Source organism: Streptomyces sp. NPDC048623 (assembly GCF_040650755.1).
GTDB lineage: Bacteria > Actinomycetota > Actinomycetes > Streptomycetales > Streptomycetaceae > Streptomyces.
In genome coordinates this window covers 19,980-41,385 of record NZ_JBEZHV010000005.1, presented here as the reverse complement: position 1 = coordinate 41,385, position 21,406 = coordinate 19,980, and the positions used below count along the sequence as shown (strand labels likewise).

Genomic DNA, 21,406 nt, shown 5'->3' with positions numbered 1-21,406 from the left:
ACGGGGAGCAAGGCCGTCCGGATAGGGTGGACGGATGACGCGAGCTGAGCAGCCAGACACCGACGCCGCACTCGTCGCCGATTCCCGGGAGCGTGCCGTACGGGCACTTCTGCGCCATCAGCCGCTGCGGAGGCTGTGGAGCGCACAGCTCGTCGGCGGCACGGGCGACGCCCTCGCCCTCCTCGTCCTGATCCTGCTCGGCCTCCAGGCGTCCTTCGCCGACGGCGCCCTCGGCGGCGGCTACCGGGGCGCGGCCTTCACCGTCGCCGCCGTCATCGGCGCCCGGATGCTCGCCGCGGTCCTCTTCGGCGCCGCCCTGCTCGGCCCGCTCACCGCGCTGACCGGGCCCAACGGCCCGTTCGACCGCCGCTGGACCATGATCGGCGCCGACGGGGTGCGGATCGCGCTGTTCGTCGTCGCGCCGCTGTGGATCGACTGGACCCCCGACAGCGCGCTGTGGTTCCTGCTCGGCACCGTCTTCGTGGCCGGCGCCGCCGAGCGCCTGTGGACGATCGCCAAGGAGGGCGCGGCGCCCGCGCTGCTGCCCGCCCCGCCGATCGAGGGCGCCGCCGTCCGGCCGCTCCCCGACCACCTCGGCGCGCTGCGCACGCTCAGCCTGCGCACCGGCTTCCTCGCCGTGCCCGCCGGCGCCGCCGCGCTGCTGCTCGCCACCCTCTTCGGCAACCTGCTCGGCAGCGGCATCGACTGGTTCTCGGAGCACCAGGCCGCGCTCGGCTCGTACCTGGCCGCCGGCCTGTTCACCGCGTCCGTCAACGTCCTGTACTTCGTCGAGCTGCCCGGCACCCAGACCCCGCGGCCCCGCTCGCCCCTGGAGGGCCTGCGCCGGCCGAAGCAGGGCGAGCAGGGCGGGCAGGGTGAGCAGGGCCCGGAGAAGGGCCGTACCGGCTCGCTCGGGCTGCTCGTCCTCGCCTGCGCCACGGTCGCCGCCGCCATCGCGGCCGCCGTCGCCGTCGCCGCGCTGCACGCCTTCGACCTGGGCGGCGGGCCCGTCACGTACGCGCTGCTCGTCCTCGCCCTCAGCGGCGCCACCGCCGTCGGCATCCGCACCGCCGGATCCGTCCTCACCGTGCTGTCCCGGCGCCGGCTGCTCGCCCTCGCGATCACCCTCACCGGCATCGCGCTGCTCGCCATGGGCCTGGTGCCCGACACCGCGACCGTGCTCGGGCTCGCGGCCCTCGCCGGTTACGCCGCCGGGGTCGCCGCCCGTACCGGGCACAGCCTCGTCGACCAGGAGACCGAGGAGACCCGCCGGGGCCGGGTCACCGAGCACCTCCAGGCCGTCGTCCGGGTCGGCATCGGCGTCGGCGCGCTCGGCGCGCCGCTGCTCGCCGCCGCGATCGGCCCGCACCGGCTCGCCTCCGGCGACTTCGTCTTCGCCCACGGCGGCGCGGCCTTCACCCTGATGCTGGTCGGCGCGCTGCTGCTGCCGGTCGCCGCGCTCGTCCTCGCCAAGACCGACGACCGCTCCGGCGTACCGCTCCGCCGCGACCTGCGCGACGCGCTGCGCGGCGCCGACCCGGCCCAGGCGCCCGCGCCGACCGGCTTCTTCATCGCCCTGGAGGGCGGCGACGGGGCCGGCAAGTCCACCCAGGTCGAGGCGCTCGCCGAGTGGATCCGCGCCAAGGGCCACGAGGTCGTCGTCACCCGCGAGCCCGGCGCCACCCCGATCGGCAAGCGGCTCCGGATGATCCTGCTCGACGTCTCCAGCGCCGGCCTGTCCCACCGCGCCGAGGCGCTCCTCTACGCGGCCGACCGCGCCGAGCACGTCGACTCCCTGGTCCGGCCCGCCCTTGAGCGGGGCGCGGTCGTCATCTCCGACCGGTACATCGACTCGTCCGTCGCCTACCAGGGCGCCGGCCGCGACCTGTCGCCGACCGAGATCGCCCGTATCAACCGCTGGGCCACCGGCGGGCTCGTCCCGCACCTCACCGTGCTCCTCGACGTCTCCCCGGAGACCGCCCGCGAGCGCTTCACCGAGGCCCCGGACCGGCTCGAGTCCGAGCCGCCCGAGTTCCACGCGCGCGTGCGGGCCGGTTTCCTCGCCCTCGCCGCCGGCGACCCGGGCCGCTACCTCGTGGTCGACGCCGGTCAGGAGCCGGAGGCCGTCACCACCGTCGTACGCCACCGGCTCGACCGGATGCTGCCGCTGTCCGAGGCCGAGGTGAAGGCCCAGGAGGAGGCGCGGCGCAAGGCCGAGGAGGAGGCCAGGCGCAGGGCCGAGGAAGAGGCCGCCCGCAAGGCCGAGGAGGAGCGCCTGGAGCGCGAGCGCCAGGAGCAGCTCGCCAGGCTGCGCGCCGAGGAGGAGGCGCGGCGGAAGGCCGAGGAGGAAGAGGCCCGCCGGATCGAGGCCGAGCGCCAGGCCGAGGAGGCCCGGCAGCGCGCCGAGGAGGCCCGGATCGCGGCCGAGGAGGAGCGCAGGCGGCGCGAGGCCGAGGAGAAGGCCCGCCGCGAGGAGGAGGAACGCCTCCGCAGGCAGGCCGAGGAGGAGGCCCGGCTGCGGGCCGAGGCCGAGGAGCGGCGCAAGGAGAAGCAGCGCAAGGCCGAGGAGGCGCTGATCCGCGCCGAGGAGGCGCGGCGCCTGGCGGAGGCCGCCTCGGCGAAGGCGGCGGAGGAAGCGGCGCGGAAGGCGGCGGAGGCCGCCGCCCTGAAGGCCGCCGAGGAAGAGGCCGAGGCCGCGCGGGCCGCCGCCGAGGCGCAGCGCACGGCGGCCGCGGCGAAGGCGGCCGAGGCGAAGCGCCTGCAGGAGTCGGCGAACGAGATCACGGTCGCGACGCCCGTCGTGAATCCGGACGTGAAGCCGGATGCCCAGGTGAAGCCGGACGTCACGGCGGACGACACGCCCACCGTGTCGGCGAACGAGGTCACCGTGCCCACCCCGATCGTGCGGCTCGACGAGGAGACCACGGTCATCCCGCGGATCCGTGAGACCCGGGCGCCTCGTGAGGCCGGCGAGACCGCCGTGCTGCCGGCCGTGCAGGACGGCGACCCGGCCGACCGGGTCCCGCAGGGCTTCTTCCGTGACGAGGCGCAGGGCGAGGCACGGGACGGGGTACGGGACGAGCCCGCGAGGCGCGCCGAGCCCGACGGCTCGAACGACCGGACCCGTGAGCTGCCGCAGCTGGACGAGCAGGGCCGGCCGCGCCGCCGCTCCGACTGGGCGGAGGAGACCCCGCTCGACGACCTGCCGACGCTGGCCGACGAGCTGCTCGGCGGCTTCGGCGACGAGGACGAGGACGGCAGGCGGCGGGGTCGCCGCGGCTGAATCGTCCGCTCCCCGCTGTTCCCGGCCGCGCCGGCCTCGTGCCCGGCGCGGCCGGACTGTCAGCGGGGTGCCCCACAATGGAGGGCGTACCTGAGGAGGGGCAGCAGACATGGCCGTATGGGACGACCTCGTGGGGCAGGCGAGGGTCGAGGAGCAGCTGGCCGCCGCCGCGCGCGACGCCGACGCGCTCGTGACCGCGCATGCCGCCGGCGAGCCCGCTCCCGAGGCGTCGAAGATGACCCACGCCTGGCTGTTCACCGGGCCTCCGGGAGCGGGCCGGGACACGGCGGCCCGGGCGTTCGCGGCGGCGCTGCAGTGCGTGAGCCCGGACCGGGCGCTGGGCGGGGCGCCGGGCTGCGGTTTCTGCGACGGCTGCCATACGGCCCTGGTCGGGACGCACGCGGACGTCGAGGTGGTCCGCACCGACCTGCTCTCGATCGGTGTGAAGGAGACCCGCGACCTGGTCCGGCGGGCCCAGCTGTCCCCGGCCGGCGGGCGCTGGCAGGTCATCGTCCTGGAGGACGCCGACCGGCTCACCGAGGGCGCGGCCAATGTGCTCCTGAAGGCGGTGGAGGAGCCCGCGCCGCGCACCGTGTGGCTGCTGTGCGCGCCGTCCCTTGAGGACGTGCTGCCCACGATCCGCTCCCGTTGCCGGCACCTGTCGCTGACCACTCCTTCGGTGGACGCCGTCGCCGATGTGCTGATCCGGCGTGACGGCATCGAGCCGGAGCGGGCGCACGCCGCGGCCCGGGCCACCCAGGGCCACATCGACCGTGCCCGGCGGCTCGCCACCGACGAGCGGGCGCGGGCGCGCCGCTCCGTGGTGCTCAAGCTGCCGCTGCGGGTCGGCGACGTGGGCGGCGGCCTGCGGGCGGCCCAGGAGCTGATCGACGCGGCGGCGGAGGACGCCAAGCAGGTCGCCGAGGAGGTCGACGCCAAGGAGACCGAGGAGCTGAAGACCGCGCTCGGCGCGGCGCAGGGCGGCCGGATGCCGCGTGGCACGGCGGGCGCGATGAAGGAGCTGGAGGAGCGCCAGAAGCGCCGCCGGACCCGTACCCAGCGCGACAGCCTGGACCTCGCGCTCTCCGACCTGACCGGCTTCTACCGCGATGTGCTCGCGCTCCAGATGCGTGCGACGACGGCCCTGGCCAACGAGGACGTCCGGGACTCCGTGGAGCGGATCGCCGGCGACACCACCCCGGAGCGCACCCTGCGCCGGATAGAGGCGGTCCTCGCCTGCCGCGAGGCGCTCGACCGGAACGTGGCGCCGCTGCTCGCGGTGGAGGCGATGACGATGGCGCTGCGGGACTAGGGCCTGTCCTCGGGCGTGCCCTGAGGCCCGTCCGGACCGGGGTTTTCCACAGGGCCGAAGGACGATTGGACACGGTCCGTACCCATGCGGATACGCTCCGGGCATGGACTCCAGGCGTCTGCTCCGTACCTCCGCCACGGCCCTCACGGCCGCCGGGCTCATCCTCTCCGGCTGCTCGACGAGCGGCAGTGACGCGGCCGCGCCGTCGCCTTCCTCGTCCGCGGCCTCCGCCGAGGCGCTGCGGGTGTACTACGACCAGAAGGTGACCTGGCGGGACTGCGGTGTGCCGGACTTCCAGTGCGGCACGGTGCGGGTCCCGCTGGACTACGGGAAGCCGGGCGGCGAGCGGATCGACCTCGCCGTCTCGCGGGTGAAGGCGACCGGTCCGGGCAAGCGGCTCGGCTCGCTGCTCGTGAACCCGGGCGGGCCGGGCGGCTCGGCGGTCGGCTATCTCCAGGGGTACGCGGGCATCGGGTACCCGGCGCCGGTCCGCGCGCGGTACGACATCGTGGGCGTCGATCCGCGCGGGGTGGCCCGCAGCGAGCCGGTCGAGTGCCTGAACGGGCCTCAGATGGACGCGTACACGCAGGTGGACGTGACCCCGGACAGCGCCGCCGAGCAGACCGCGCTCACCGGCTCGTACAAGGGCTTCGCGGCGGCCTGCCACAAGCGCTCCGGCAAGGTGCTTCCGCACGTCTCCACCGTGGAGGCGGCGCGTGACATGGACATCGTGCGGGCGGTCCTGGGCGACGAGAAGCTGACGTACGTCGGCGCCTCGTACGGCACGTTCCTGGGCGCCACCTACGCGGAGCTGTTCCCCACGCGGGTGGGGCGGCTCGTCCTGGACGGGGCGATGGACCCGTCGCTGACCGCCGAGCAGCTCAGTCGGGAGCAGACGGCCGGCTTCGAGACCGCGATCAACGCCTTCGCCGCCGACTGCGTGAAGAAGCCCGACTGCCCGCTCGGCACCGAGTCCGCCCCGGCGGCACTCGACGCCCTGAAGCGCTTCTTCCGCGAGACGGACGCCAAGCCGGTCCCGACGGACGAGAGCCGGAAGCTCGGCGAGTCCCTGGCCACCACCGGAGTGATCGCGGCGATGTACGACGAGTCCGCCTGGCCGCAGCTGCGGGAGGCGCTCACCCAGGCGATGGGCGGTGACGGCTCGGCGCTGCTCGCCCTCGCCGACTCGTACTACGAGCGGGAGGCGGACGGCACGTACGCCAACCTGATGGACGCGAACTCCGCCGTGAACTGCCTCGACCTCCCGCCCGCCTTCCCGGGCGGCCCCGCGGACGTCGAGAAGGCGGTCCCTTCCTTCGAGCGGGCCTCCTCGGTCTTCGGCCGCAATCTCGCCTGGGCCGCCCTGAACTGCACCTACTGGCCCACCCCGGCCACCGGCCGCCCCCACCGCATCACCGCCGAGGGCGCCGCCCCGATCGTCGTCGTCGGCACCACCCGCGACCCCGCCACCCCCTACAAGTGGGCCCGCTCCCTCGCCGCCCAGCTCTCCTCCGGCACCCTCCTCACCTACGAGGGCGACGGCCACACCGCCTACGGCCGCGGCAGCGACTGCATCGACACCGCGATCAACACCTACCTCCTCGAAGGCACCGCCCCCCAGGACGGAAAGCGCTGCTCATAGCCCCTGCCCCCGCCTCTCCGAACCGTGGTCGGAGCACCCCCGGAAACTGTGTAGACTTGGCGACGCTGCTGCACCCACCATGGGACGCACGGCATGCCGCCTTAGCTCAGTTGGCCAGAGCAACGCACTCGTAATGCGTAGGTCTCGGGTTCGAATCCCGAAGGCGGCTCACTCTGAAACCCCAGGCCGGACCCGTTCCGGCCTGGGGTTTCGTCATGTTCGGGCGGTTTTCGGGGGAGAGGTCGACGACGGTGGATGTGACCGAGCGGACGCGGTTGCGGCGGATGAGGCACAAGGGGAGTCATCGGCGCAGCGATCTCGACGAGGTGCTGCGGGGTGGGTTCCTCTGTCACCTCGGGGTGGTCGTGGACGGGGCGCCGATGGTCGTGCCGACCGTGTACGGGGTCGACGGCGACTGGTTGTACGTGCACGGGTCCGTGGCCAGCAGGAGCCTGGTCCAGGCGCCCGGCGCGGTGGTGTGCGTGAGCGTCACGCAGGTGGACGGCCTGGTGCTCGCGCGGTCGGTGTTCGAGCACGGGGTGAACTACCGGAGCACGATGATCTACGGTGTGCCGCGGCTCGTGACCGAGCCGGAGGAGAAGCTGCGGGGGCTGCGGGCGCTCACCGAGCAGTCCGCGCCGGGTCAGTGGGAGTATGTGCGCCGGCCCAGCCGCAAGGAGCTGGCCGCGACCGCGCTCGTCGCGGTCGGGCTGGGCGAGGCGTCGGTGAAGATCGCGAGCGGGCCGCCGGACGACGGGGACGGGCCCGATGCGGGGCTCGGGCTGTGGGCCGGGGTGCTGCCGGTCGAGACGCGGTTCGGGGCGCCGGAGGCCGATCCGCTGCTGCCGGCCGGGATCGAGCCGCCCGCACACATCGCCGAGCGGGCCGGGCGGGTTCTGGGGCGCTGACCTGGGTGGTGCTCGGGGTGGTGCGGTGGGCCGGACGGCGCAATCGGGCGTGACGGCGGGCGGCTGCCGGGCGTGACTGGAGGGGGACCCCTCCCCCTTTCGTCGCCCCGTCATCCGAGGAGCCACGCATGGCCATGAACACGGTGATCTTTCCCGTGAAGGACCTGGAGCGGGCCAAGGCCCTGCTCACCACCCTGCTGGGGACCGCGCCCAGCGTCGACGAGCCGTACTACGTCGGCTTCGACGTCGACGGGCAGCACTTCGGGCTCGACCCCAACGGGCACGGGAAGGGGCTGACCGGGCCCGTGCCGTTCTGGGACGTCGACGATCTCGACGGGCTGCTGCAGAGGCTGCTCGCGGGCGGGGCGACCACCGTGCAGGAGGTGCAGGACGTCGGGGGCGGGATGCGGATCACCACCGTGAAGGACCCGGACGGGAACATGATCGGGCTTCGGTCCGCCGCCGTCTGATCCGTGTCCCCGCCTGCTCCCCGCCTGATCAGGTGGGGAGCGGCGCGAGTGCCAGCCGGGACAGATGCGCTTCGTCCGCGAGCGCGTCGACCGCCGTGACCCGGCCCTCCAGGACGGTGAAGCGGAGCACCGCCTTCGGCTCGCCGTCCTCGGCCGTCCACAGCAGGCCCGCCGCGCCGTTCACCAGGGCCGTACGGGCCTCCCGGACCCGTCCCGCGACACGGTGGGCCACCGCCGCCGCACCGTGCGCGGGCGCCGCCCCGTTCCGTACCGCCTCGGCGTCCGCCCGTAGCACCGCGTCCGGGTCGAGCAGGGCGAGCAGACCGTCCAGGTCGTTCGCGCGCGCGGCGGCCAGGAACGCCGTCACCACCTCCCGCTGCCGCTCCGGGTCCGGGGCCGGCAGCTCCTCCGTGCCTTCCACGCGGCGCCGGGCCCGGGCGACCAGCCGGCGGGTGGCGGCCGGGGTGAGGGTGACGAGCGGGGCGATCGTGTCGTACGGGACGGCGAAGTCCTCGTGGAGGACGAAGGCGAGCCGTTCCGAGGGGGTCAGGGCGTCCAGGGGATCGCCGGGCGCCGGGGCGTCCCAGGGGTCCCGCAGGACCGGGCGCCGGGCTTCGCGCGCCCGCAGCCGGTCCAGGCAGAACGCGGCGAGGTCCGTGAGCCGGCCGCCGGACGCCCGCACCGCCTCCTCCACGAGGGAGGAGGCGGTGGGTGCCTCGGTGGCATCAGGGCCCCCGGCCGCCTCAGAGGTGCCGGTCGCCTCAGGGGTGCCGAGCAGGCGCGCGGCCACCGGAGCGATGTCCACGACCTTCATGGGCTGAGAGGTGGTGTCCACGGGTGTTCACGGGTGTTCGCAGGTGGCCGGCTCAGTCGCCGCCGCCGTGGCCCGGGCCACCGCTGCCGAAGCCGCCGCTGGAGATACCGCCCCACTTGCGCTTCTCCTCGCTCGGCGGGTCGGTGGCCTCCTCGCCGGAGCTCTCGAGGTTGTACGGCATGAGCCGGTGCTCGCCGTCGGTCTGCGGCATCTCGCTGGGCTTGCGGTACTCGGACGTCTCGCCGGGCAGTGCGCCGGTGTCCGGCCGGTGCGGTTGGGTCTCGGGGTCAGGGGGTGGGAGTTCCTTGTTCTTGACCCGGATCCCGAGCATGAAGGCGCCGATGAGCAGGGCGACCACGATCAGACCGCCCAGCACCTGGGCCAGTCCGGACTGCCAGACACCAGCCGCCGTGGTGACCTGCGCCGAAGCCACGAGGAAAGTGTTCATACAACAGGATTACCCCGTTTTGCCCGGAATGCTCCACCGGGGAGTCCGAGGATTCACGTGAAACATTCCCGGCGGGCCATCGCGTCATTGAGGTGGAGCAAGCAGAAGCAACGCCTGTACAGGCGAACTCGTGACAGCGACGGAGGGGAGGGACATGAGAACGTCCCGCGCGGACGAGTTCCTGGAGTTCGCCATTGCCCGCTCAGGGCATCTGTTCCGTTCGGCATGCCTCCTGACCAGCGGCGACACCCATCTCGCAGAGGATCTGGTGCAGGAGACGCTGGGCCGAATGTACGCCGTCTGGGGCCGCATGGCCCGGGTCGGCAACCCGGCGGGCTACGCCCAGTCCGTCCTCGTACGCACCTTCCTCAGCCACCGCAGGCGCCGCTCGGCCACCGAGCGCCCCCTCGGAGAACTGCCCGACCGCGCCCCCGACACCGGCGAGGACCCCGCGCTGCGCATCGCCCTCCTCGACGCCCTCGCCGGGCTCGCGCCCAAGGACCGGGCGGTGGTGGTGCTCCGCTACTGGGAGGACCGCAGCATCGAGGAGACCGCGGACGTCATGAACACCAGCTCGGCCGCCGTACGCACCCGCAGCACCCGGGCCCTCGCGGCCCTGCGCAAACGGCTCGGCGGCAGCATCACCGAGTTCGCCACCCGCTGAGCCCCGGGGCCGCAGGCCCCGCACTTCTTCCTTTTTCGACCCACGGACCCGGAACGGTGATCCCGCCATGCCTCAGAACGAAGAGCACGACCCGACGAACGGACGATTCGCGGACGAACTCGGCACGGTCATGCGCCACGCCGGCGAGGGCTTCGCCCTCGACGACCGCCGCGAACTCGTCACCGGCGGCCTCGTCCGCGGCCGCCGCCGGGTGCTGCGCCGCCGCGTCGCCACCGTCGGCGGCGCCCTCGCCCTCGCCGCGATCGGCGTCGGCGGCGTGTACGGCGGCGCGGTGCTCGGCTCCGGCGGGGGCACCGAGGAGGTCTCGGTCGCCGCTCCCCGGCCGACCGCCCAGGGCGGCTCGGGCGCCCAGGACAAGACGGGGAAGGACACGGGGATGGCCCAGATCCCCGTCGCCGACCTCGCCGCCGTCCTCAAGGCCAACACCCCGGCCGGGACCTGGCAGATCGACAACGCCGACGGCACCGGCCAGGCCGTCACCGGCGTCTACGACGACGGCAAGGGCAAGGCGGGCGTCTCCGTCGGCCTCTACCGCGCCGGCGACACCGAGGAGTCGGGTCTCGGGCAGGTGACCTGTCCGGACAAGGTGGCCGTCCCGTACGACGACTGCACGACCCAGAACCTGCCCGACGGCTCGCGGCTCATGGTCTTCCAGGGCTACGAGTACCCGGACAAGCGCGTCGAGACCAAGAACTGGCGCGCGGTGCTGCTCACCAAGGACGGCTTCCTCGTCGACGCGAGCGAGTACAACGCGCCGACCGAGAAGGACTCCGCGATCAGCCGTGAGAACCCGCCCTTCGACCCGGCGCAGCTCAAGGCCCTGGTCACGGCGGAGGGCTGGCGGCCGCTGCTCAAGCAGATCCCCGCGCCGGTGCCGGTGAAGGGGCAGCCGGGCGGCGGCCACGCCGCGCTGCCGCCGGAGCCGAGCGGGGCCCAGGTCCAGGCGACGCTCCGCTCGCTGCTGCCCAAGGGACAGGGCCTCAAGGTCGTCGGCAAGGGCGGGGGTGGCGAACACGGCTACCTGGTCCTCGACGACGGCAAGGGCCGCAGCCTCGTCGAGATCAATGTCCAGCGCGACATGAACGACGTCCGCGGCGATCTCTTCGGGAGCGGCGACGTCACGACCCTGCCCGACGGCACCGTCGTGAAGCTGACCAAGCAGCCCGGCGAGAAGGGCGGCGAGGGCGTCGTCTGGTGGTGCGCCGACACCCTGGCCGAGGACGGCTTCCGGGTCGTCGTCTCCGCCTTCAACGCCGGCACCCAGCACGAGGCCGCCACCCGCGCCGAGCCGGCCCTCACCACCGAGCAGCTGAAGGCGATCGCGCTCAGCCCGAAGTGGCGCGCGCTGACGCAGAAGTAGGCCCAGGGGGCCGAAGTGAGGCGGTCCGGGCCTCGGCGGAGGCCCGGACCGCCTCCCGCCTCCCGCCTCATTTCGCGTCCGAGTACCGCTCCACCGTCGCCGTCGTGAACGGGAACCGCACCGGCGTCTCCCCGAACGCGATCCGGCCCGCCTCGTCGCCCGCCGCCCGGATCGCCGCCGTGACCGCCTCGGCCTCCTCGGCCGGGCAGTGCACGATGACCTCGTCGTGCTGGAAGAAGACCAGCTCGGCCCGCATCCCGGCGGTGGCGCGGCGCAGCGCCGCCAGCATCAGCAGGGCCCAGTCGGCGGCGCTGCCCTGGACGACGAAGTTACGGGTGAAGCGGCCACGGGCCCGGGCGTCGCTCGACGCGTACCCGGGGACGTAACCGTCCGGCCCCCCGGTGCGCGTGTCGTGCGGGAGTTCGTCCTGCGGGATGCCGGCCTCGCCGTCCTCGTCCGCGCCCGCCGCCCGCGGGCTGGTACGGCCCAGCCACGTGCGCACCAGGCGGCCCTCCTCGCCCGCCCTGGCCGCGTCGTCCACGTACGCCACCGCGCGCGGGAAACGGCGGCGCAGGGCGGCCAGGTTCTTCAGGCCGTCGCCGCTGGTCTGTCCGTAGATCGCGCCGAGCAGGGCGAGCTTGGCATGGGCGCGGTCGCCGGAGAAGGCCCGGTCGGAGAGGCGCGTGTAGAGGTCGTCCGGGTGTCCGGCGACCTCCATCAGGCCCGGGTCGCGGGAGATCGCGGCGAGCACCCGCGGCTCCATCTGGTCGGCGTCGGCGACGACGAGCCGCCAGCCCTCGTCGGCGACCACGGCCTGCCGGATGACCTTCGGGATCTGCAGCGCCCCGCCGCCGTTGGTGGTCCAGCGGCCGCTGACCGTGCCCCCGGGCAGGTACTCGGGGCGGAACCGCCCGTCGCGCACCCAGTCCGCCAGCCACGACCAGCCGTGCGCGGTCCAGATCCGGTACAGCTTCTTGTACGCGACGAGCGGCGCGACCGCCGGATGGTCGAGCTCCTCCAGCTCCCAGCGGCGCGTCGACCGCACCCGGATCCCGGCCTGCGCGAAGGCGCGCAGCACGTCGGCAGGCAGATCGGGCCGCACCCGGCGCCCGAACGCCGCCGACACCTCGTCCGCCAGCTCCGCGAGCCGGCGCGGCTCGCCCCCGCCCGCGTACCGCTCGCCGAGCAGTCCGTGCAGCACTTCCCGGTGCACGTCCGCCCGCCACGGCAGCCCGGCCCGGTGCATCTCGGCGGCGACCAGCATGCCCGCCGACTCGGCCGCGGTGAGCAGCCGCATCCTGCCCGGGTGCTCGGCCCGGTCGTGCCGGCGCTGCTGCTCCGCGTACACCTCCAGGAGTGCGTCGAAGGGCAGCGCGGTGGCCGTCGCCACCGGCTCGAAGAGGGAGTCCTGCGCGGCCGGCCCGGCGGCGGAACGCAGCGGCGGATCCGGCGGTACGGGCGCGTGGTGCAGCCGCGCCCAGGCCGCGGCCGCCGAACGGGGCTCGCCGAGCCGCCCCTCGTGCCCGAGCAGGAGCTGCTCGGCGACCTCCACGTCGTAACACCGCTCGACCCGTATGCCGGTGCCGGTGCCGGTGCCGGCGCCGAGTCCGCTTCCGGCGGCAAGAAGGCGCGGGTAGACCTCGGCGGTCGACAGCCACACCCAGCGGGTGACCTCCGGGCGGGACGCGACGGCCGCCACCAGGTCCGGCTCGCGCCGCACCTCCCCCGCGGGCAGCCCGTCGGCGCCGAGGGGGACGAGCAGCGCCCCGTCCCCCTCCGGCTCGGGCGCGAGCGCCCACCGACCACCACCCGGTTCGTTCACGGGTGCGAGTCTGGCACCCGTCACTGACAATCGGGTGCCTTGCCCCGTTATGTCGGTGTGCGGCTCGGGTGGGCGTGCCGCCCGTCCGGGGGCGGCCGGGGCGGGACGGGGCTAACCTCGCGGGGTGAGTGACACCCCGGACAGCCCCGACGGCCCGGACGCCCTGGAAACCCCGGACACCCTGGACACCCTGGACGCGGCCGCCGTCGCCGGCGGACGTATCAAGATCTGGTTCCACTTCGTCCCGCGCGAGGGATGGCTCCCCATGGACACCGAGGGGCTGTGGGCCGAGCCGGTGGGCGAGGACACCGCGCGGGTCGCCAATGCGCCCTTCCTCCAGGACGGCGTGGCCGAGGGCGACGTCGTCCGCTACAAGACGGACGGCGAGGGGACGCGCTGGGCCACGGGCCGCGCGGCGGCCTCCGGCAACGTCACCGTCCGCGTCCTTCCGGTTCGTTCGGGCCCGCTCGGCCCGAGCGCCCGCGCGGTGCACGAACGGTTCGCCGCGTACGGGCTCGGCGGCGAGTCGTACAGCGACGAGTTCCCGCTGGTGGCGCTCACGGTCCCGGCGGACGCCCCGCTGGGCGAGATCAAGGCCCTCCTCGAACGCGGGGAGGCGGACGGCTGGTGGCACTGGGAGCTCGGCTGTACGACGGACGCGTGGAACGCGGCGTGAGCGAGGCGGACCGGGACCGGGGCCCGGACCGGGACCCGGAGGGTGTGGCCTGGGACCGGCTGGCCGGATTGCTGCCCGGGCCGGCGGCGGGTGCCGTACGGGACTGCCGGCTGACCGGCGAGCAGGAGGCGGGTCTGCGGCTGCTTGTCGACGGGCTGCTGGAGCACGGGGTCGCCCTCGACGGCACGACGCGCGCCGAGCTGTCCGTCCTCACCGAGTCCTGGGGTGAACGGGAGGCGCTGGCGGGGCCGTTGGCCCAGGTGGCGGAGGCCCCCGCCGCCGGCGCCCCTGCGCAGGTCCGGGTCCGCGTGCTCGACGAGGACACGGCGGCGGCCGGGACGCGTGAGCGGGCGGACGGCCTGGTGCTTGTGCCGTGGCTCGTCTGCACCCGCTGCGACGAGGTCCTCTCGCGCGTCCACCGGCGCGAGCCGTGGGGCCTGTCCTTCCTCGCCGAGGGGTACGTGATCGGTGCCCGCGCCCGCACCCGCACCTGGGACGAGGCGCCGGCCGCGTACGAGCAGCTGCTGAACGTCTGCCCGCTTTAGGGCAGGCGCAGGCGTAGGCGCCCTAGAACCAGCCCGCCTTGACCACCGCGTGGCCCGCGGCGGCGGCCCGTTCGTAGAAGCCGCGCAGGCTGCGGTGGTGGTTCTCGTAGATCCCCCGGACCGTGGCGTCGGACCAGCCGGGCCCGAAGGAGGCCGTGATCCGGCCGCCGGCCCGAGCCCACAGGCCGTCGAAGGAGACGGCCGTGAGGAAGGCGGCTGCGCGGGCGACTCCGGCCGGTTCGAGCAGGATCAGGGGCGGGTCGGGGTAGTGGTCCGTGGGCGCGCCGGCGGGCTGGCGCCCGCCGAAGACGGGCAGCCGGGCGTCCGGGTCGTCCGTCTCCTCCACGTAGAACGTGTCGAGCCGGTGGTAGTCCTTCTCGATCGCGTCGGCGATGCCCGCCGCGTACTCGGCCTCGATCACGCCCCAGGCCGTGCCCATGAACGTGCTCAGCCAGTCGTGGTCGTCCCGTATGTCCGCCTCCGCCGCGGCCCGCAGATGCAGATGCACGCGCTCCCCTTTCGACGGAGGGGACGCTATCGGCCGCCACTGACAGCGGGGCGCCGCGCATGAAGCCGCGCCTCAAGAGGGCGGGGCGGGACAAGGGACCCGGCTCCGACCCCGGTCCCTTGTCCCGTCCCGACTTACCAGCGTCGCCCCTCAGCGGGTCAGGCGCCAGGCGGGGACGAGCGCGGAGGCCACCGCGACCGCCACGCAGGCCCCCGTCGTCGCGGCGAGCGTCCCCCAGGAGAGGGCGAGAGGCACCGGTGCGCCGAGCGCGACGACGGCCGCGGCGAGCCCACCCAGACACACGGCACCGACCACGAGGTCGAGCACCACACCGATGGCGGTGCCGAGCAGGGCCTCGCCCGCGACGACCCGCAGGATCTGCGCGCGAGTGGCCCCGCGAGGCGGAGCGCGGCGAGCTCGGGCCCGCGGACCGAGGCGGCCATGAGCAGGGAGTTGGCGAGCCCGAGCTCCGTATACACGAGCGCGATACCGAGCACGAGGACCAGCCCCAGCCGGGTGGCCTGCCGGCCGCCGTCGGCCGGCTTGCCCGCCGCGGGCGGTGGGCGACGCGTGGACCGCACTGGGGGCCGCGGCCGGGCCTGGGACGGTCCCCGGTCCTGTGTCCGGGACTGCCGCCGGGGCTGCGCCCGGCGCCGGGGCCGGGAGGGTCCCCGGGGCCGCGCTGGGACCTGTGGCTGGGACGGTCCCGGAGGCCCGCGCCTGTGGCGTCGGCGGGGACCGTCGGCGGGGGCGTGCGGGAGGTGACGCTCGGACCTGTGCCGTCGGCCAGGGGCGGACCCGCGCTCGGGATTGCCTCCCGGGCTGCGCCGGGGACTGCCGCCGGGGCGGGGACGGCCCCAGGGGCCGCGCCTGCGGCGTCGGCGGAGACCGCCCGCGGTGCCGAGCAGCGCGTCGAGGGTGACGAGCGCCCGGGCGTCCGCGGCGGCGTCCGGGTCGACCGCCCGCCGCTCCGGCCCGGTGAGGACCCGCGAACGCTCCCCGACGGTCTTCCGTACGACCTCCCGGACCTCGTCCGCCGGTCCGTCGACCCCGACCGCGTCCAAGCCGCCGGCCACTGTCACCGTCCACCGGGCCCGAAGCTCGCGCAGCAGTTCGGTGTCCACAGGCTGTGGACGGTCGAGCGGCGCCGATGCGATCCCCGTCCCGGCCCGCGCCGCACCTCCACGGACAGCCGGTCCTGACCCTGTACGACCAGGGGGGAGGACGTGAACCGCACCGGCGCCCGTTCCCTCGCCGCCCCGACCGTCGCCGACAGGCCGAGCCCCATCACCGCCACCAGGCCCACCCCGAGCGCGAGCGCGCTGAACCCGCCGAGGAACGACGCCCAGCGGCCGCGCAGCCCGGCGAGCACGACGGTCAGCATGCGACCGCCGCCGCCCCGAGGCCCGCCGCCCCGAGGCCCGCCTCAAGACCGGCCTACCCCTCCGCGCCCCGCACCGCCGCCACGAACACCTCCAGCGGGTCCCGCGGCTCCCGCCCGAGCAGCGTGCGCAGGTCGCTCTTCACCCCGCTGCCGTCCATGAAGCCGTACGCGATCGCCGAGTAGGTGCTCGCCAGCATCGGCACCTGGAAGGGCTGCGCGCCGGACGCGGCGATCGCGGCGCGCGCCTCGGCGAGCGTCACCGGCGCGTACGTGGCGCCGAGGGCCGCCGCCAGTTCGGCGCCGCCCAGGGCGCGGTCGCCGACGAGCTCGTAGACGCGGCCCGCGTGCGGCGCCGGGTCCGTCGCGACGGAGACCGCGATGTCGGCGAGGTCCGCGCGGGCGACGACGGCGAGCCCGCCCTCGCCGAGCGGGCCCGTGATGCGGTTGTCGGCGTCGGGCGTGGCGATCCAGGTCAGGAACTCGGCGTAGAGGCCGTTGCGCAGCACCGTCCAGTCCATCGTGGAGCGGCGCAGCCGGCGTTCGGTCCAGCGGTGCGCGAGGGCGTACGTGACGTGGTCGCCGTCGCCGGAGAGGCTGGTGTAGACGACATGGCCGACCCCGGCCGCCTCGGCGGCCGACAGCGCGGCCTCGTGGCGGGCGATGACGACGTCGTCCTCGCCGTACCCCGCCGAGATCAGCAGCAGCGTGTCGACGCCGGCGAAGGCCGCCGGCAGCGTCGACGGGTCGTCGAAGTCGACGTGGCGGGTGCCGGGCAGGCCGGCGCGGGTGCCGAGGATGACGTCGTCGTGGCCTGCGAGGCGCTCGGCGACGAGCGAGCCGAGGGCGCCGGAGACGCCGGTGACGAGCAGCATGTTTTCCCCCTGAGGACAGCTGAGCGCTGACAATGGTGTGTGTGGCGGGCGAGGTGCCCGGGACCATCGTTGCCGGGGTGGGCCGGTCGTGGAAGGAGGCACATTGATGTCGGAGGGGCACACGGACGTAACCACCGATCCGGTCGTGACCTGCGTCGAGGACTGCGGCATCCGGGACGTCCAGGACCGGCTCGGCGACAAGTGGACGGTGCACGTGGTGGTCGAACTGGCCGCCGGGCCGCGCCGGTTCAGGGAGCTCCAGCGTCTGGTCGACGGGGTCTCGCAGCGCATGCTCACCTTCACCCTGCGCCGTCTGGAGCGGGACGGTCTGGTGGCGCGCGAGGTGTTCCCGACGACTCCGCCGCAGGTCGAGTACTCCCTCACCGAGACCGGGCACAGCATGACGCACCTGATCAAGCAGCTGATCGACTGGTCCCTCGACCATCGGTCGGCCATCGCGCGCTCGCGCGAGGAGTTCGACGCGAGGCACCCGGCATGAGCGGCGGGACGAGTGGGACGAGCACGGTCGAGCGGGCCTTCGAGGCGCTGTACGGGGACGACGAGCGCGCCGTCGACACGGCGGCCTCGCTGCTCGCGGCCGATCGCGACGCGGACGCCGAACTGGCACGGCGGGGCGAGGAGTTCGTGCGGTCGCTGTGGGCGCGCGGGTGGCAGCCGGCCGACGTCGTACGCATGGTGCGGCGCGAACTCGGAGACGGACACGTGCGGTTGGCCGCCGGGCTTGTACGGGCGGAGACCGCGCGCTACGAGCGGCTTCCGCACCGCTGGCAGGCGCAGCTCGACGCGCTCGACGAGGGCTCCAAGGCCTTGGGCCTTGACCGTTTCTCGTACGCGACCGCCGTCCTGGAGCTCTACCGGCTGCTCGTCCGGCTGCCCCGCCTCGACGCCGTCGGGCCCGTGCCCGGCGAGACGCTGCCGCCGCCCGTCGCGGGGGAGCCGAAGCTGCTGACCCGGATCCGGGCGCTGCTCGCGAAGGCGGAGGGGACGACGTACGCGGAGGAGGCCGAGGCGCTGACCGCCAAGGCGCAGGAGCTGATGGCGCGGCACAGCCTCGACGAGGCGAGCCTGGCGGCGGGGGCGCCCGCGGCGGAGGCCCCGGGGGCGCTCCGGATCGGCGTGGACGCGCCGTACGAGCAGGCGAAGGCGATCCTGCTGGACGCGGTGGCGACCGCGAACCACTGCCGGGCGGTGTGGAACGAGGCGTACGGCTTCTCGACGGTCGTCGGCTTCGAGGCGGACCTCGACCCGGTCGAACTCCTCTACACCTCGCTGCTGGTGCAGGGCACGGCGGCGATGACCCGCGCCGAGGCCGAGCAGCGCGCGGGCGGGCGCAAGCGCACCAAGTCCTTCCGGCAGTCCTTCCTCCTCGCCTACGCGAACCGCCTCGGTGCCCGTCTCTCCGCGACCTCCCGCCGGGTCGCCGCCGAGGCCCCGACCCTCCTCCCCGCCCTCGCCTCCCGCGACCTCGCGGTCACCGCCCGCACCGACGAACTCTTCCCCCAGACCCGCACCACCCGCGTCCGCGCCGCCTGGGACGAGGCCGGCTGGCACCACGGCACCTCGGCGGCGGACCGCGCGGGCCTGGGCGCGCGGGGGAGGGGCGAGATCCGGTAGGGGGGGCAGCGGGTCGGCCGGCCCCGGCCCGGCTGCGCAGCCTGCCCGGTCCCGGGCTTGCGCGGGGCCTCGGCTGAGGCTGCCAGCGCCGGCCCGGCCTCAGGGCCGGGCTCCCACCAGCCCCGGCCCGCCCACCCCGGCTGCGCCGGGGGGCTGGCCTGGCCTCAGCCTCGGGTGCGGTGCGCCAAGGCGCGCGGCTGGCCCGGTCCCGGCCCTGGCCCTGGCCCCGGTCCCGGTCCCGGCCCCGGCCCCGGTCCCGGCCTCGGGGCCGAAGCCAGGGCCGAAGCCGAAGCCGAAGCCCCCGTACCGGCGGACGCGGGCCCTGCGGTAGCCCCCGCCCCAAATGCCCCCCTTCGCCCCCATCCCCACTAGGCTCGCCCCATGAGCTGGCTCCGGGCGCTGAAGGAGACCGCGCGGTCCGGGCTGTCCGTCGAGCGGCGGCGGTTGGAGCCCGCCGTGGCCGGGCGGGGGGCGCTCGGGCTTGCGCTGGTGGTCGGGGTGTCGCTCGCCGCGTTCGGGCCGGCGGTGGCGGTGGCGTCGGCGTTCGGGGCGTTCCAGGCGGCGATCGCGACGCTGCAGCGCTCGTACCGCCCGCGTCCCACCCTCGCGCTCGCGTCCGGCGCGAGTCTCGCCGTGTCGACGTTCCTCGGGTATCTGACCGGGGCGCACCTGGTTCTCTTCCTCGCCCTGCTCGCCCTGTGGACCTTCATCGCCGGGCTCTGCTGGGCCGCCGGCCCGACCGTCGGCATCATCGCCTCGTCCAACGTGGCGATCATGCTGGTCACGGTCACGCTCCCCACCTCGGTGGCCGCGGCCGCCGGGCACGCCGCGATGATCGCGGTCGGCGGTTTCGTGCAGGCGGCGCTGATCGTGCTGATGCCGGTACGCCGCTGGGGCGCCCAGCGCGACGCGCTCGCCGACGCGCTCGCCGCCGAGGCGGACTACGCGCGCCGGCTGCGGCACGACCCGACCGCCTCCTTCGACCCCGTACCGCTGATGACGGCCCGCAGCGCCGCCGCCGTCACCCCGCGCCAGGCCCGCCGCCGGCCGGCCGAGCTGCACGGGGCACGCGGGCTCGCTGAGCGGATCAGGCCGGTGCTCGCCTCGCTCGCGGACCCGGCCGTCGGCGCGTCCGCCGAGGGGCCGCAACGGGACCGGGTGCGCGAGCTGCTCGGCGCGGCGGGGGACACCCTGGACGCCTGCGCGCACGCGATCCGGCACGGCGAACCGGTCGACCTGCCGGCCCCGGCGGACGCCGCCCTGCACACGCCGGACACGCTCGCGATCCTCAGGGGCGCGCCCCGCCGCGCCGCCGTCCGGCTCGCCAAGCTCCTCGACGACGTCGTCGAGACGGCCGAACCGCGCACCGAGACGGCCGCCTCCGCCCGCAGCCGCCCGTCCCTCCTCCAGCTGCTCCCCGTCGCGCTCGGCGCGATGCGCGCCGAGCTGCGGCACGACTCGCCGATCCTGCGGCACGCCGTCCGGGTCACGGCCGTGGTCACCGCCGGGTATCTGCTCGGCACCTGGCTCCCCTGGGGGCACGGCTACTGGGCGCCGATGGCCTCGGTGATGGTGATGCGCCCGGACTTCACGCAGACGTACGCCCGCTCCGTGGCCCGGCTCTGTGGCACCCTGGTCGGGGTGGCCCTGGCGACCGGGATCGTGCAGACGGCGCACCCCGGCACCTGGGTCCTCGCCGGGCTCTCCGTGCTGTGCGCCTTCGGGATGTATCTGCTGATGCGCACCGGTTACGCGATGAGCCAGGTCTTCGTCGCCGCGTACGTCGTGTTCCTGCTCGGCATGGAGGGCGCGGGCGTCACCCAGACCGTCCGCGACCGCGTGCTCCTGACCCTCGTCGGCGGGCTGCTCGCGATGCTGTCGTACGCCGTCTACCCGGCCTGGGAGACCCCGCGGCTGCGCGGCCGCCTCGCGGACTGGCTGAAGGCGGACGGGCGGTACGCGGCGACCGTCGTCGGCCATTTCGCCGACCCGGTGGGGCCGGCCGACCCGGATGTACGGGAGGCCCTGCTCGGCACCCGGGCGGCCCGGATCGCCTGGCAGGAGGGGGTGGAACGGGCCGCCCACGAGCCGGTACGGCACCGGGGCCTGTCCCACGCGGCGGCTGCCGAGGCCGAGGACGCGCTGGCCCAGTTCGGGCGGGTCGCGATGCTCCTGGAGGCGCACCTCCCCGAACGCGGCGCCCCGCCCGTGCCGGAGGCCGCGGCCCTTGCGGAGGCCCTGCGCCGGGCGACGGAACGCGGCGCCAAGGCCGTACGGGAACGGAAGGCGCCGCGCTGGGACGAGCTGCGGGAGACCGTCGGGGGCTGGGAACGGGCGGACGCCCCGGACCACTTCCTGCTGCGCAAGGGCGCGCTGCTGCTCCTGGCCGCGCTCGACGAGCTGTCGGCGGCGCTGGACGGTGGGCCGCGTGATCCCTCACGTACTGTCACACCTACGGCCACACATACGGTCAGGAACGCATGAGCGAGAGCACGTTCGTGTACTACCGGCGGGTAGCACGCTGAGTCGCGTAGTCACTACGCCACCCCTCGTGCACGTGCATCTGCTCATGCAGATGCATATGAACACAGCTATGATCCGGGGAAGTTGACACCTGCACCAATCACCTCGGGGAGCTACCAGTGCATCACGCGCACCACGCGTACAACGGCATGGCGGCCACGGAGCTTCGTGGTGTCGTGTGGCAGAAGAGCCGGCACAGCAACTCCCAGGGCTCCTGCGTGGAGTTCGCCAAGCTGCCCGGTGGTGATGTCGCGGTGCGCAACTCGCGGTTTCCCGACGGTCCCGCGCTCGTCTACACGCCCGCCGAGATCGAGGCACTGCTCGCGGGCGTCAAGGACGGGGAGTTCGACCACCTGGTGTAGGAGCGCCCGCAAGCGCCCGCGGACAGAGGAGAGGGCCCCGGTGGCGACCGCCACCGGGGCCGGGGTCGCACAGGCCGCCGAGACCGCCGCGGTGGACTACGTGGCCCTGGGCGACTCGTACTCCTCCGGTGCCCGGACCTGTCGGTTCCGGGAGCGG

General features: G+C 74.9%; 20 protein-coding genes and 1 tRNA gene. 14 read left to right on the top strand and 7 right to left on the bottom strand.

Annotation, left to right across the window (positions count from 1 at the left end):
- Nucleotides 1-34 precede the first annotated feature (34 nt).
- From tmk to AB0C73_RS09045, 6 genes are all read left to right on the top strand, one after another.
- Entirely contained in the window at nucleotides 35-3,283 is a 3,249-nt protein-coding gene (gene tmk / locus AB0C73_RS09070) for a dTMP kinase (protein WP_362526509.1), read from the top strand.
- A gap of 109 nt (nucleotides 3,284-3,392) precedes the next feature.
- The gene (locus AB0C73_RS09065) at nucleotides 3,393-4,595 is read left to right on the top strand and encodes a DNA polymerase III subunit delta' (RefSeq protein ID WP_362526507.1); all 1,203 of its coding nucleotides are present in this window, start codon (nucleotides 3,393-3,395) and stop codon (nucleotides 4,593-4,595) included.
- 103 nt (nucleotides 4,596-4,698) lie between these two features.
- Nucleotides 4,699-6,237 carry an alpha/beta hydrolase gene (locus AB0C73_RS09060; protein WP_362526504.1) on the top strand — a complete coding sequence of 513 codons (1,539 nt, stop codon included), beginning with the start codon at nucleotides 4,699-4,701 and terminating at the stop codon, nucleotides 6,235-6,237.
- A 95-nt stretch (nucleotides 6,238-6,332) separates the two neighbouring features.
- A tRNA-Thr gene (locus AB0C73_RS09055) sits at nucleotides 6,333-6,406 on the top strand.
- Nucleotides 6,407-6,521: 115 nt separating this feature from the next.
- The gene (locus tag AB0C73_RS09050) at nucleotides 6,522-7,145 is read left to right on the top strand and encodes a pyridoxamine 5'-phosphate oxidase family protein (RefSeq protein ID WP_362526501.1); all 624 of its coding nucleotides are present in this window, start codon (nucleotides 6,522-6,524) and stop codon (nucleotides 7,143-7,145) included.
- A gap of 128 nt (nucleotides 7,146-7,273) precedes the next feature.
- Nucleotides 7,274-7,615 carry a VOC family protein gene (locus AB0C73_RS09045; RefSeq protein ID WP_362526499.1) on the top strand — a complete coding sequence of 114 codons (342 nt, stop codon included), beginning with the start codon at nucleotides 7,274-7,276 and terminating at the stop codon, nucleotides 7,613-7,615.
- A 28-nt stretch (nucleotides 7,616-7,643) separates the two neighbouring features.
- On the opposite strand, the gene AB0C73_RS09040 is transcribed toward AB0C73_RS09045, so the two are convergent.
- Both AB0C73_RS09040 and AB0C73_RS09035 read right to left on the bottom strand, forming a co-directional pair.
- Nucleotides 7,644-8,450, bottom strand: coding sequence for an RNA polymerase subunit sigma-70 (locus AB0C73_RS09040; protein WP_362526496.1), 807 nt, complete (start codon nucleotides 8,448-8,450; stop codon nucleotides 7,644-7,646).
- 31 nt (nucleotides 8,451-8,481) lie between these two features.
- Nucleotides 8,482-8,877: a DUF6479 family protein gene (locus AB0C73_RS09035; RefSeq protein ID WP_362526493.1), complete on the bottom strand. Its 396-nt coding sequence runs from the start codon at nucleotides 8,875-8,877 to the stop codon at nucleotides 8,482-8,484.
- 154 nt (nucleotides 8,878-9,031) lie between these two features.
- Between AB0C73_RS09035 and AB0C73_RS09030 the strand changes: the two genes are divergently transcribed.
- Both AB0C73_RS09030 and AB0C73_RS09025 read left to right on the top strand, forming a co-directional pair.
- On the top strand, nucleotides 9,032-9,541 hold the full coding sequence (locus tag AB0C73_RS09030; RefSeq protein ID WP_362526491.1) for a SigE family RNA polymerase sigma factor: 510 nt from the start codon (nucleotides 9,032-9,034) through the stop codon (nucleotides 9,539-9,541).
- 67 nt (nucleotides 9,542-9,608) lie between these two features.
- Nucleotides 9,609-10,922 (top strand): hypothetical protein, encoded by a 1,314-nt coding sequence (locus AB0C73_RS09025; protein ID WP_362526488.1) that lies wholly within the window; start codon nucleotides 9,609-9,611, stop codon nucleotides 10,920-10,922.
- Nucleotides 10,923-10,989: 67 nt separating this feature from the next.
- On the opposite strand, the gene AB0C73_RS09020 is transcribed toward AB0C73_RS09025, so the two are convergent.
- Nucleotides 10,990-12,768 carry a bifunctional 3'-5' exonuclease/DNA polymerase gene (locus tag AB0C73_RS09020; RefSeq protein WP_362526485.1) on the bottom strand — a complete coding sequence of 593 codons (1,779 nt, stop codon included), beginning with the start codon at nucleotides 12,766-12,768 and terminating at the stop codon, nucleotides 10,990-10,992.
- A 157-nt stretch (nucleotides 12,769-12,925) separates the two neighbouring features.
- Here AB0C73_RS09020 and AB0C73_RS09015 point away from each other — a divergent pair, with 157 nt between their 5' ends.
- Both AB0C73_RS09015 and AB0C73_RS09010 read left to right on the top strand, forming a co-directional pair.
- Entirely contained in the window at nucleotides 12,926-13,420 is a 495-nt protein-coding gene (locus AB0C73_RS09015) for a DUF4265 domain-containing protein (RefSeq protein ID WP_362527224.1), read from the top strand.
- Complete coding sequence (locus AB0C73_RS09010) at nucleotides 13,417-13,965, top strand: hypothetical protein (protein WP_362526483.1); 549 nt, start codon at nucleotides 13,417-13,419, stop codon at nucleotides 13,963-13,965. The genes AB0C73_RS09015 and AB0C73_RS09010 overlap by 4 nt, the downstream gene beginning before the upstream one ends.
- A 22-nt stretch (nucleotides 13,966-13,987) precedes the next feature.
- Here the strand turns inward: AB0C73_RS09010 and AB0C73_RS09005 are convergent, their stop codons facing one another.
- The 4 genes from AB0C73_RS09005 to AB0C73_RS08990 form a co-directional block, all read right to left on the bottom strand.
- Nucleotides 13,988-14,473 (bottom strand): DUF1877 family protein, encoded by a 486-nt coding sequence (locus AB0C73_RS09005; RefSeq protein ID WP_362526480.1) that lies wholly within the window; start codon nucleotides 14,471-14,473, stop codon nucleotides 13,988-13,990.
- Nucleotides 14,474-14,623: 150 nt separating this feature from the next.
- Nucleotides 14,624-15,562, bottom strand: a complete 939-nt coding sequence (locus AB0C73_RS09000; RefSeq protein ID WP_362526478.1) for an FtsX-like permease family protein — start codon at nucleotides 15,560-15,562, stop codon at nucleotides 14,624-14,626.
- A complete protein-coding gene (locus tag AB0C73_RS08995) occupies nucleotides 15,552-15,857 on the bottom strand; it encodes a hypothetical protein (protein WP_362526476.1) in 306 nt (101 codons plus the stop codon). Before AB0C73_RS08995 ends, AB0C73_RS09000 begins: the two co-directional genes overlap by 11 nt.
- A 53-nt stretch (nucleotides 15,858-15,910) precedes the next feature.
- On the bottom strand, nucleotides 15,911-16,729 hold the full coding sequence (locus AB0C73_RS08990) for an NAD(P)H-binding protein (protein WP_362526474.1): 819 nt from the start codon (nucleotides 16,727-16,729) through the stop codon (nucleotides 15,911-15,913).
- 106 nt (nucleotides 16,730-16,835) lie between these two features.
- On the opposite strand from AB0C73_RS08990, the gene AB0C73_RS08985 reads away from it, so the two are divergent.
- The 4 genes from AB0C73_RS08985 to AB0C73_RS08970 all read left to right on the top strand — a co-directional run bounded on the left by AB0C73_RS08985 (nucleotide 16,836) and on the right by AB0C73_RS08970 (nucleotide 21,249).
- Nucleotides 16,836-17,228 carry a helix-turn-helix domain-containing protein gene (locus AB0C73_RS08985; protein WP_362526472.1) on the top strand — a complete coding sequence of 131 codons (393 nt, stop codon included), beginning with the start codon at nucleotides 16,836-16,838 and terminating at the stop codon, nucleotides 17,226-17,228.
- The gene (locus AB0C73_RS08980) at nucleotides 17,225-18,364 is read left to right on the top strand and encodes a DUF2786 domain-containing protein (protein ID WP_362526469.1); all 1,140 of its coding nucleotides are present in this window, start codon (nucleotides 17,225-17,227) and stop codon (nucleotides 18,362-18,364) included. The genes AB0C73_RS08985 and AB0C73_RS08980 overlap by 4 nt, the downstream gene beginning before the upstream one ends.
- Nucleotides 18,365-18,745: 381 nt before the next feature.
- Nucleotides 18,746-20,848, top strand: a complete 2,103-nt coding sequence (locus AB0C73_RS08975) for an FUSC family protein (RefSeq protein ID WP_362526466.1) — start codon at nucleotides 18,746-18,748, stop codon at nucleotides 20,846-20,848.
- A gap of 188 nt (nucleotides 20,849-21,036) precedes the next feature.
- Complete coding sequence (locus AB0C73_RS08970) at nucleotides 21,037-21,249, top strand: DUF397 domain-containing protein (RefSeq protein ID WP_362527221.1); 213 nt, start codon at nucleotides 21,037-21,039, stop codon at nucleotides 21,247-21,249.
- Nucleotides 21,250-21,406: the final 157 nt, after the last annotated feature.

Bases quoted from the DNA above. Each gene is read 5' to 3' on its own strand.
- tmk (WP_362526509.1), top strand. From the start codon at position 35: ATGACGCGAGCTGAGCAGCCAGACACCGACGCCGCACTCGTCGCCGAT.
- AB0C73_RS09065 (WP_362526507.1), top strand. From the start codon at position 3,393: ATGGCCGTATGGGACGACCTCGTGGGGCAGGCGAGGGTCGAGGAGCAG.
- AB0C73_RS09060 (WP_362526504.1), top strand. From the start codon at position 4,699: ATGGACTCCAGGCGTCTGCTCCGTACCTCCGCCACGGCCCTCACGGCC.
- AB0C73_RS09050 (WP_362526501.1), top strand. From the start codon at position 6,522: ATGAGGCACAAGGGGAGTCATCGGCGCAGCGATCTCGACGAGGTGCTG.
- AB0C73_RS09045 (WP_362526499.1), top strand. From the start codon at position 7,274: ATGGCCATGAACACGGTGATCTTTCCCGTGAAGGACCTGGAGCGGGCC.
- AB0C73_RS09035 (WP_362526493.1), bottom strand. From the start codon at position 8,877: ATGAACACTTTCCTCGTGGCTTCGGCGCAGGTCACCACGGCGGCTGGT.
- AB0C73_RS09030 (WP_362526491.1), top strand. From the start codon at position 9,032: ATGAGAACGTCCCGCGCGGACGAGTTCCTGGAGTTCGCCATTGCCCGC.
- AB0C73_RS09025 (WP_362526488.1), top strand. From the start codon at position 9,609: ATGCCTCAGAACGAAGAGCACGACCCGACGAACGGACGATTCGCGGAC.
- AB0C73_RS08995 (WP_362526476.1), bottom strand. From the start codon at position 15,857: ATGCTGACCGTCGTGCTCGCCGGGCTGCGCGGCCGCTGGGCGTCGTTC.
- AB0C73_RS08990 (WP_362526474.1), bottom strand. From the start codon at position 16,729: ATGCTGCTCGTCACCGGCGTCTCCGGCGCCCTCGGCTCGCTCGTCGCC.
- AB0C73_RS08985 (WP_362526472.1), top strand. From the start codon at position 16,836: ATGTCGGAGGGGCACACGGACGTAACCACCGATCCGGTCGTGACCTGC.
- AB0C73_RS08980 (WP_362526469.1), top strand. From the start codon at position 17,225: ATGAGCGGCGGGACGAGTGGGACGAGCACGGTCGAGCGGGCCTTCGAG.
- AB0C73_RS08975 (WP_362526466.1), top strand. From the start codon at position 18,746: ATGAGCTGGCTCCGGGCGCTGAAGGAGACCGCGCGGTCCGGGCTGTCC.
- AB0C73_RS08970 (WP_362527221.1), top strand. From the start codon at position 21,037: ATGGCGGCCACGGAGCTTCGTGGTGTCGTGTGGCAGAAGAGCCGGCAC.